Genomic DNA, 9,559 nt, shown 5'->3' on the forward strand with positions numbered 1-9,559 from the left:
CAACGCGCCGCAAGCGCCCGCAATGGAGCAAAAGACATGCACCGCCCGGCGCCAATGCCGCGGCCGCCAGGCCGTCAGGCCGCAAGTCCGCAAGTCCACAAGTCCACAAGGCGACAAAGCAGCAACCGTCAAACCACCCGCGAACGGGGAAGAAGGCATCCCAGACCGATCAGTGCCCCTTGTTGTGTGCTTCGAAAGCGGCGAGTTGGTCCGGGGTGGCCTCGGTCTGGTAGCGATCCTTCCACTCGGCATAGGGCATGCCGTAGACCCGCTCGCGGGCCTGTTCGTAGTCGACTTCCTCACCGCGCTCGGCGGCCGCCGCGACATACCACTTGGACAGGCAGTTGCGGCAGAAACCGGCCAGCTGCATCAGTTCGATGTTCTGCACGTCCTTGCGGCTGTCGAGGTGTTCCAGCAGGCGGCGGAACACCGCGGCTTCGATGGCGTCGTTATTCTCTGGCATGAATGATTCTCCTGTGGGTGGCCCGCGCGGCGGGCCCGCTGATGGGCTTGCGTGGTTGCGGGTGAAACTCAGTACTCCAGCGCCACCCGGTCCACGCCCAGTTCGTCGCGCAGCGCCTGCAGCAGTTCGTCGCTGGGCACGACCTGCCAGCGCTCGCCGCAGTCGAAGCGCGCCTTGTTGCGCTCCTGCAGGTAGACCATGGACACCGGGCAGCTGCCGCCGCCGGCGCCGGCGAGGATCTGGGCGATGCTATCGGTGAGCTTGTCGCTGAGCCGGTCCGCGCGCAGTTCCAGGGTCAGGCGCGAGGCGTAGTTCTGCCGCGCCTGCTCCATGCTGCGCAGGCTGTTGGCGCGCATGGTGGGCTCGCCAGTGCGGTCGTCCTGCTGCACCCGGCCCTCGACGATGACGATGGTGTCCTTGGTCAGCAGGTCGCGGTATTCGGCATAGACATCGCCGAACAGCGTCACCTCGATCTGCGCGCTGCTGTCATCGAGGGTCATCACCGCCATGGTGCCGCGCTGGCTGTTGATGGTGCGGGTCGCCATGATCAGGCCGGCGATCACCTGCCCGCCCTGGCGGTCGGGGCGCACTTCGCTGATCCGGCGCGGGGCGAAGCGGCGGACCTCGTCCTGGTACTCGTCGATCGGGTGCCCGCTGATGTAGAGCCCGAGGGTATCCCGTTCGCCGCCCAGGCGCTCCTTGTCTGTCCATTGCCGTACCCCGCGAAACGCCGCGTAGACGTCCTCCGCGCTGTCCGTGCCGCTGGACACCAGTTCGCCGAACATGTCGACCATACCGGCGTCACGGTTGCTGGCCTCCTGTTCCGCGGTGCGCAGCGCGTCGTCGAGGCTGGCCATCATCACCCAGCGCTCCGCGCCGAAGGAATCCAGCGCGCCGGAGCGGATCAGGGCCTCGATGGCCCGCCGGTTGACCTTGCGCGGGTCGGTGCGGGCGCAGAACTCGAACAGGTTGGCGAAGGCGCCGCCCTCTTCCCGCGCGCGGAGGATGTTTTCCACCGGGCCCTCGCCCAGCCCCTTGATCGCGCCGAGGCCGTAGATGACTTCGTCCTGCGGGTTGACCGTGAACATGTACTGGCCCTCGTTCACGTCCGGCAGCTTGACCTTGAGGCCCATGCGCTTGCACTCGTCGAGGAACACCACGATTTTCTCGGTGTTATCCAGTTCCGAGCTCATCACCGCGGCCATGAAGGGCGCGGGATAGTGGGCCTTCAGCCAGGCGGTCTGGTAGGACACCAGCGCGTAGGCGGCGGAGTGCGACTTGTTGAAGCCGTAGCCCGCGAACTTTTCCACGAGATCGAAGATTTTCATCGCCAGTTCGCCGTCGACGCCCTTGCCGATGGCGCCCTCCTCGAACACGGCGCGCTGCTTGGCCATTTCCTCGGGTTTCTTCTTGCCCATGGCGCGGCGCAGCATGTCCGCGCCGCCGAGGGTGTAGCCCGCCAGCACCTGGGCGATCTGCATCACCTGTTCCTGGTACAGGATGATGCCGTAGGTGGGCTCGAGGATCGGCTGCAGCCACTCGTGCTGGTACTGCACGTCCGGGTAGGAAATCTGTTCCCGCCCGTGTTTGCGGTTGATGAAATTGTCGACCATGCCCGACTGCAGGGGACCCGGCCGGAACAGCGCCACCAGGGCGATGATGTCCTCGAAACAGTCCGGCTGCAGGCGCTCGATCAGGTCTTTCATGCCGCGGGATTCGAGCTGGAACACCGCGGTAGTGGTGGCGGACTTGAGCACGCTGAATACCGCGGGGTCGTCCAGCGGAATCGCCGCGATGTCCAGCGGCGCCTCATCCCCGCGCCGGCGCACCTCGTTGATCATCTTCACCGCCCAGTCGATGATCGTCAGCGTGCGCAGGCCGAGGAAGTCGAACTTCACCAGGCCGGCGTCTTCCACGTCGCCCTTGTCGTACTGGGTAACCAGGCCGCCGCCGGTCTCGTCGCAGTACAGGGGCGAGAAATCGGTGAGCCGGGACGGCGCGATGACCACGCCGCCGGCGTGCTTGCCGACGTTGCGGGTCACCCCTTCCAGCTGAACGGCCATGTCCCAGATTTCCTGGGCCTGCTCGTCCTCGGCGAGGAAATCGCGCAGGGTTTCCTCCTGGTCGATGGCCTTTTCCAGGGTCATGCCCACTTCGAAGGGAATCATCTTCGACAGCTTGTCGGCGAGGCCGTAGGACTTGCCCTGTACCCGCGCCACGTCGCGCACCACCGCCTTCGCCGCCATGGTGCCGAAGGTGATGATCTGCGATACCGCCTCGCGGCCGTAGGTGTCGGCCACGTAGTCGATGACCCGGTCGCGCTTTTCCATGCAGAAGTCGACGTCGAAGTCCGGCATCGACACCCGCTCGGGGTTGAGGAAACGTTCGAACAGCAGGTCGTAGGCGATCGGGTCGAGGTCGGTGATCTCCAGCGCGTAGGCCACCAGCGAGCCGGCGCCGGAGCCCCGCCCCGGCCCCACCGGGATATCGTGCTGCTTGGCCCAGCGGATGAAGTCCATCACGATCAGGAAGTAGCCGGGGAAGCCCATCTGCACGATGGTGTCGAGCTCGAAATCCAGGCGCTCGCGGTATTCTTTCTGCGTTTCCGGGAAATCCGCCGCGGCGGTGTCAAAAAGAAATTCGAGGCGCTTGTCGAGGCCCTCGTGGGACAGCTGGCGGAAGAACTGGTCCATGGTCATCCCTTCCGGCACCGGGTAGTCCGGCAGGTAGGGTTTGCCCAGTTCCAGCACCAGGGCGCAACGGCGGGCGATTTCCACCGTGTTTTCCAGCGCCTCCGGGATATCGGCGAACAGCTCGAGCATCTCCTCCGGCGAGCGCAGGTATTGCTGGTCGGTGTAGTTGCGCGGCCGGCGCGGGTCGTCGAGGGTACGCGATTCGCGGATACAGACCCGCGCCTCGTGGGCCTCGAACTCATCCGGCTGCAGGAAGCGCACATCGTTGGTCGCCACCACCGGGCACTGCAGTTCAGCGGCCAGCGCCACCGCGGCGTGCAGGTGGGTCTCGTCGCCCTCCCGGCCACAGCGGTGCAACTCGAGATAGTAGCGCTGCGGGTACAGCGACATCCAGTAGCTGGCCCGCTCCCGCGCCAGCGCGGTTTTACCCGCCACCAGCGCCTGCCCGACATCGCCGGCGGCGCCCGCGGAAAGGGCGATCACGCCCTCGTTGTACTGTTCCAGCCACTCCCGCCTGACGAAGGGCATGCCCAGCCGCTGGCCTTCCGTATAGGCCCTGGAGATCAGCAGGGTGAGGTTGCGGTAGCCTGTCTCGTTCATCGCCAGCAGGCACAGGGGATGGGATTTTTCCGCGTCTTCCGCGTCGATTACCGCGAAGTCGCTGCCGAAAATCGGCTGTACGCCGGCGCCGAAGGCGGCCTTGTAGGCCTTGACCAGGCCGAAGAAATTACAGAAATCCGTCACCGCCACCGCGGGCATACCGAGGGCGGCGGTACGCTTCATCAGGGGGCCGAGCTTCACCAGCCCGTCGACAATGGAATACTCGGAATGCAGGCGCAAATGAACGAACTGGGTCATGCGGCAAGTTTAACGCGCTTGGCGCTGGCGAGCAGCAATTTCATCGGCACCCGGGGCAATTGATCGCGGCGTGCGCCTGCCAGCGGCATATCGCGATGGTCAGACCATCCGGGTAGGCGCCCGGGGGCCGCGAAGACAGCTGGCGGAAACGGTGTACGCGCGATGGCGCGCCCTGCGGACAGGGCGCGGAAACTACTTGACGATCTTGAGGGAGGGGCGGCCTTCGGGCCTGGGGTCGGTGCCCGCAGCGGGATCGGTGCCGTCGGGCGGCGGCGTGTCGTCCGGGTCCTCGGCTTCGAACACCATGCCCTGGCCGTTCTCGCGGGCGTAGATGCCGATGACCGCGGCCACGGGCACATAGATGTCCGTGGCGACACCGCCGAAGCGCCCGTTGAAGGCGACCGCGGTGTTGCTGATATCGAGGTCCATTACCGCAGTCGGCGAAATGTTCAGGACGATCTGGCCGTTCTTGACGTACTGCTCCGGCACCATCACGTTCTGGAATTTCGCATCGACCAGGATATAGGGCGTGCAGCCGTTATCGACGATCCACTCGTAGAGGGCTCGCATGATATAGGGACGACTCGGGCTCATGGACATTACTGCACTAACCGGGCGTCAGGCTCAGGGACGCATTTCCCGTTCCTGCTCGGAGAGGCTCTCCTGGAATGACTCCCGGGCGAACAGCGCGTCCATGTAGGCCAGCAGCGGCTTGGTCTGCTTGGTGGGACGGATGTCGATACCCAAGGACGGCAGGCGCCAGAGGATGGGCGCGATGCAGCAGTCCACCAGGGTGAATTCGTCGCTCATGAAGAAGGGCTTCTCGGCGAAGATCGGGGCAATCGCGGTGATGCCGTCCTTGAGTTCCTTGGTCGCCTTCTTCACCACGTTGTCGCTGCGGGTGGTGAGGATGGAATCCACCTGCGCGCACCAGTCGCGCTCGATGCGGTGGATCAACAGGCGGCTCTCGGCACGGGCCACCGGGTAGACCGGCAGCAGCGGCGGGTGCGGGAAGCGCTCGTCGAGGTACTCCATCATCACTTTGGATTCATAGAGCACCAGTTCGCGGTCCACCAGGGTGGGCAGGCTGTTGTAGGGGTTGAGTTCGGACAACTCGGCCGGCGGATGGGCGGCGTCGGTCTCGATCAGGTCGACGGTCACACCTTTTTCTGCGAGTACGATCCGCACACGATGACTGTAGTGGCTGGTACTGTCAGAGAAGAAGGTCATTGATGACCGTTTTGTCACAACACCCATCGGGTTATCCTCAATTGCTAGGCAGAAATAGGCGGCGTCCCGGCGACGCCGCGGGTATGACCGCTTTCGGTCAGTGTACGTCCTTCCAGTATTCCCGGTTCAGCAACCAGGTGAATACGAAGAACAGTGCGATGAACAGCAGCACGAAAATACCGGTGCGCTGCCGCTCCATCGCCATGGGCTCGGCGGTGTAGGCCAGGAAATTGACCAGGTCGTACATGGCGCCATCGAACTCCTCCGGCGTCATGCTGCCCTCCTCCACGATAGTGAAGCGGCCACAGGGCTCCTCGAGAATATCCTCGCCCGTCAGCGGATCGCGCTTGACGCCGCCATTTGCCGCCTTCACCGGGCCCATGGCACAGTCCTGCATGCCCTGGAGTTCCAGCAGCACGTGGGGCATGCCGACATCCTTGAAGACGCGGTTGTTGACGCCGTAGGGGCGACTGTCGTCCTTGTAGAAGTTGCGCAGGTACGTGTACAGCCATTCCGGCTGGCGAGCACGGGAAACCAGGGTGAGGTCCGGCGGTGTTGCGCCGAACCACTTCTTCGCGACCTTGTCGTCCATGGCATTTTCCATCAACGAGCCAATTTTCTCTTCGGGGTCGAAGATCAGGTTGGCCTGCATCAGGTCGTCGGGGATGCCGAGATCCGCAGCGACGCGATTATACCGGGAGTACTGCAGGGAATGACAGCCCATGCAGTAATTCATGTACAACTTGGCACCGTGCTGCAGCGAGGCCGTGTCCGCCCCGTCCGCCACGAATTCATCGCACTCGATGCTGCCACAGGCGTGCTCGGATTCCGCGCCCACCGCCTTCAGCGGGATGATGGTCAGGGCCAGGATCAGCAGCAGCGCGCCGAGGCTGCGCCAGAAGCCGATACCGCCGTCGGTGGTCACCCGCTCCGGCACCGGCCGGGTCTTGTCCATGGCCGACCAGATCGGCATCAACAGGAAGAAGGCGAAGTAGAAGATCGAGCAGATCTGCGCCAGGAAGGTGCGCGATGCTGTCGGGGCCTTCACGCCCAGCACGCCGAGGATCAGGAAGCTGGCGGTGAACAGCACCAGCATCACCCGGTTGATGTTGCCGCGATAGCGCCAGGACTTGACCGGGCTGCGGTCCAGCCAGGGCAGCAGGAAGGGAATGGCCACGGATGCCGCGAAGGCCACGAAGCCCCAGAACTTGTCCGGTACCGCGCGCAGCACCGAGTAGAACGGGGTGAAGTACCAGACCGGGGCGATGTGCGCCGGGGTCTTCAGGTTGTTGGCCTCCTCGAAGTTGGCGAACTCGAGGAAGTAACCGCCCATCTCCGGCAGGAAGAAGATGATGCCGCAGAAGATGAACAGGAACACCGCCACCGCCTGCAGGTCGTGCACCGTATAGTAGGGGTGGAAGGCGACGCCGTCCACGGGGATGCCGTCGGGACCCTTGTTCTTCTTGATCTCGACGCCGTCGGGGTTGTTGGAACCCACCTCGTGGAGGGCCAGCAGGTGCAGCACCACCAGCGCCAGCAGTACGATGGGCAGCGCCACCACGTGCAGGGCGAAGAAGCGGTTCAGGGTGATCCCGGAGATCAGGTAGTCACCGCGGATCCAGGTGACGATATCCTCGCCGACCACCGGTATCGCGCCGAACAGGGAGATGATCACCTGGGCGCCCCAGTAGGACATCTGGCCCCAGGGCAGCACATAGCCGACAAAGGCCTCGGCCATCAGGATGACAAATATGAGCATGCCGAAGATCCAGATCAGCTCGCGCGGCTTCTTGTAGGAGCCGTAGAGCAGTGCCCGGAACATGTGCAGGTAGACCACGATGAAGAACGCCGAGGCGCCGGTGGAATGCATGTAGCGCAATATCCAGCCGTAGTCGACGTCGCGCATGATGTACTCGACCGAGGCGAAGGCGCCCTCCGCGCTCGGGTTGTAGTTCATGGTCAGCCAGATGCCGGTAAGCAGCTGGTTGACCAGCACCAGCAGCGACAGCACGCCGAAGAAATACCAGAAGTTGAAGTTCTTGGGCGCGTAGTACTTGCCCATGTGGGTATTCCACGCCCGCATGATGGGCAGGCGGGCATCGACCCAGTCGCGAAGTCCCAGAAGCATGTTATTCATCAGGCCACCTCCGAGTCGACGCCAATCACAATGACATTGTCGCCCTCGTACTTGTACGGGGGGACAACCAGGTTGGCGGAAGCCGGCACGCCCTTGAACACCCGGCCCGCGAGGTCGAACTTGGAGCCGTGGCAGGGACAGAAAAACCCTCCGACCCAGGTGTCGCCGCCGAGATCCGCGGCGCCCACTTCCGGGCGGAACTTCGGCGCGCAGCCGAGGTGGGTACACAGGCCCACCAGCACCATGATCTCGGGCTTCAGCGAGCGGTCCTCGCCGGTGATGTAGGCCGGCTGGTCGGAAATTTTCGATTCCGGGTCCTTGAGTTCACCGTCCAGCCCCGGGAGGCTCTCGAGCTGTGACTCGGTGCGGTAAATCACGTAAACCGGCTTGCCCCGCCATTCCTCGGTCATCATCTGCCCGGGTTCGAGCTTGCTGATGTCGACCTTGACCGGCGCGCCTGCCGCCTTAGCCTTGGCCGAGGGGTTCCAGGACCCCACAAAGGGCACGGCAATACCCACAGCCCCTGCGACCCCCACCACGCTGGTGGTGGCAGTCAGGAACTTGCGCCTGCCGGAGTTTACTCCATCGTTATTCATTCTTGTTCTCTCCCCTGCACTGGAGACGACGTTGCGGACAGCAGTCCCCGTCGACCTCTACTCCCACAAAATGCTGGAAATACTAATCTTTTTTACCGCCTTCTGACAAGGTGAAGACCTTGACTTACCAGCCCTTTGCCAGCCGAAATTGCCACCGGAGCGCTTTTCTGCGGGCATAAAAAAACGTCCACCCGGATTGCGGGCGGACGTTGTATCTGGTCGCGGGTACCGACCGGAATCAGCGCTTGGAGTACTGCGGACGCTTGCGTGCTTTGCGCAGGCCGACTTTCTTACGCTCGACCTCACGGGCGTCACGGGTCACGTAGCCCGCGGCGCGCAGGGGGCTGCGCAGGGTCTCGTCGTACTCCATCAGGGCACGGGTGATACCGTGGCGGATAGCGCCGGCCTGGCCGAAGCTGCCGCCGCCCTGGACGGTGACATTGATGTCAAACTTGTCGTTCATCTCGACCAGTTCGAGGGGCTGGCGCACGATCATGCGGGCAACCTCGCGACCGAAGTACTGGTCCAGCGGACGGCTGTTAACGGTGATATTGCCTTCACCGCTCTTGATAAAAACACGGGCGGTGGAGGTCTTGCGGCGCCCTGTTCCGTAATATTGGGTAGCTGACATAGATTAAGAGTCCGTTAAATGGTCAGGGGCTGGGGCTGCTGTGCACTGTGCGGATGCTCGTTGCCCGCGTACACTTTCAGCTTCTTGAACATGGCGCGGCCCAGCGGGTTACGCGGCAACATGCCCTTGACTGCGCTCTGGATCACACGCTCCGGGGCTTTGTCGATCAGCTTTTCGAAAGAAATCGACTTCAGGCCGCCGGGATAACCGGTGTGGCTGTGATACATCTTGTCGGTCGCCTTGGCGCCGGTTACACGAACTTTCTCCGCGTTGATGACGACGATGTAGTCGCCGGTATCAACGTGCGGTGTGTACTCGGCTTTGTGCTTGCCGCGCAAACGATGCGCGATTTCACTTGCCAGGCGCCCCAGGGTCTTATCAGCGGCGTCCACTACGAACCAGTCGCGGGACACGTCTTCTGCTTTGGCACTATAAGTTTTCATGAGAATGACTGCCTCTTGGAGGGCTCCAATTTCGAGAGCGCGAATACTACCCAATGCACAAGCCCTTTTCAAGCGGAAAACCGAATAATTTTCGCTACTTAGGGGCGGCCGGGAAGTGTGAATTTTACGCCCCTGGATTGGCCGGGGTGGCACACTTTAGTCGCCTGTGCGCCATTACTCAATAGCCTGTTTGCTGGGAGGGCTTTGGGCGGCCTCCGGGCCCGCGGTGGCTCGGCTCGGCCCGGGGGTGTCTAGCAAGCCCGGGGGGTGGGGCGGCCTTGCGGCCGCTGCGTGGCCTGCGGGCGGGAAGGCTCTTTTACTCCATTCCGGGCGCTTGCGGCGCGTTGGCCTGTTGATGCCCGGAATTGCCGCGGGGCTGCCGGGTGTTGAATTCGCTTGGAGGTTACATGCTACCCGGCCCCTTGGCAGCCGGTGTGGTGGGCTGGCGCATCGCGGTGGTGAGGCGGTTCCGCTTGGGGATCGAGCTCGCACCGACGCCCTCCAAGTC

Annotated in this window: 8 protein-coding genes; all 8 read right to left on the reverse strand. The window is 63.5% G+C overall.

What is annotated here, in order from left to right; genetic code table 11:
* Positions 1 to 169: 169 nt before the first annotated feature.
* Entirely contained in the window at positions 170 to 463 is a 294-nt protein-coding gene (locus tag ACNKU3_RS20545; RefSeq protein ID WP_418261451.1) for a DUF1244 domain-containing protein, read from the reverse strand.
* Positions 464 to 531: 68 nt separating this feature from the next.
* The gene (gene dnaE, locus ACNKU3_RS20550; RefSeq protein WP_418261452.1) at positions 532 to 4,014 is read right to left on the reverse strand and encodes a DNA polymerase III subunit alpha; all 3,483 of its coding nucleotides are present in this window, start codon (positions 4,012 to 4,014) and stop codon (positions 532 to 534) included.
* A 192-nt stretch (positions 4,015 to 4,206) separates the two neighbouring features.
* Positions 4,207 to 4,614: a ClpXP protease specificity-enhancing factor gene (locus ACNKU3_RS20555; RefSeq protein ID WP_418261453.1), complete on the reverse strand. Its 408-nt coding sequence runs from the start codon at positions 4,612 to 4,614 to the stop codon at positions 4,207 to 4,209.
* Positions 4,615 to 4,638: 24 nt separating this feature from the next.
* On the reverse strand, positions 4,639 to 5,271 hold the full coding sequence (locus tag ACNKU3_RS20560; RefSeq protein WP_418261454.1) for a glutathione S-transferase N-terminal domain-containing protein: 633 nt from the start codon (positions 5,269 to 5,271) through the stop codon (positions 4,639 to 4,641).
* Between the two features lie 70 nt (positions 5,272 to 5,341).
* On the reverse strand, positions 5,342 to 7,381 hold the full coding sequence (locus ACNKU3_RS20565; protein WP_418261455.1) for a ubiquinol-cytochrome c reductase: 2,040 nt from the start codon (positions 7,379 to 7,381) through the stop codon (positions 5,342 to 5,344).
* Positions 7,381 to 7,977, reverse strand: a complete 597-nt coding sequence (gene petA / locus ACNKU3_RS20570) for a ubiquinol-cytochrome c reductase iron-sulfur subunit (RefSeq protein WP_418261456.1) — start codon at positions 7,975 to 7,977, stop codon at positions 7,381 to 7,383. Before petA ends, ACNKU3_RS20565 begins: the two co-directional genes overlap by 1 nt.
* A 238-nt stretch (positions 7,978 to 8,215) precedes the next feature.
* Positions 8,216 to 8,608: a 30S ribosomal protein S9 gene (gene rpsI / locus ACNKU3_RS20575; protein WP_418261457.1), complete on the reverse strand. Its 393-nt coding sequence runs from the start codon at positions 8,606 to 8,608 to the stop codon at positions 8,216 to 8,218.
* A 14-nt stretch (positions 8,609 to 8,622) separates the two neighbouring features.
* Complete coding sequence (gene rplM, locus ACNKU3_RS20580) at positions 8,623 to 9,051, reverse strand: 50S ribosomal protein L13 (protein WP_418261458.1); 429 nt, start codon at positions 9,049 to 9,051, stop codon at positions 8,623 to 8,625.
* Positions 9,052 to 9,559 lie beyond the last annotated feature (508 nt).

The sequence above is a fragment of the Haliea sp. E17 genome (assembly GCF_048323675.1).
Taxonomy (GTDB): domain Bacteria; phylum Pseudomonadota; class Gammaproteobacteria; order Pseudomonadales; family Halieaceae; genus Mangrovimicrobium.

Excerpts from the sequence above, each read along its gene's own strand:
- ACNKU3_RS20565 (WP_418261455.1), bottom strand. The coding sequence starts at position 7,381 with ATGAATAACATGCTTCTGGGACTTCGCGACTGGGTCGATGCCCGCCTG.
- ACNKU3_RS20560 (WP_418261454.1), bottom strand. The coding sequence starts at position 5,271 with ATGGGTGTTGTGACAAAACGGTCATCAATGACCTTCTTCTCTGACAGT.
- dnaE (WP_418261452.1), bottom strand. The coding sequence starts at position 4,014 with ATGACCCAGTTCGTTCATTTGCGCCTGCATTCCGAGTATTCCATTGTC.
- rplM (WP_418261458.1), bottom strand. The coding sequence starts at position 9,051 with ATGAAAACTTATAGTGCCAAAGCAGAAGACGTGTCCCGCGACTGGTTC.
- ACNKU3_RS20555 (WP_418261453.1), bottom strand. The coding sequence starts at position 4,614 with ATGTCCATGAGCCCGAGTCGTCCCTATATCATGCGAGCCCTCTACGAG.
- rpsI (WP_418261457.1), bottom strand. The coding sequence starts at position 8,608 with ATGTCAGCTACCCAATATTACGGAACAGGGCGCCGCAAGACCTCCACC.
- petA (WP_418261456.1), bottom strand. The coding sequence starts at position 7,977 with ATGAATAACGATGGAGTAAACTCCGGCAGGCGCAAGTTCCTGACTGCC.
- ACNKU3_RS20545 (WP_418261451.1), bottom strand. The coding sequence starts at position 463 with ATGCCAGAGAATAACGACGCCATCGAAGCCGCGGTGTTCCGCCGCCTG.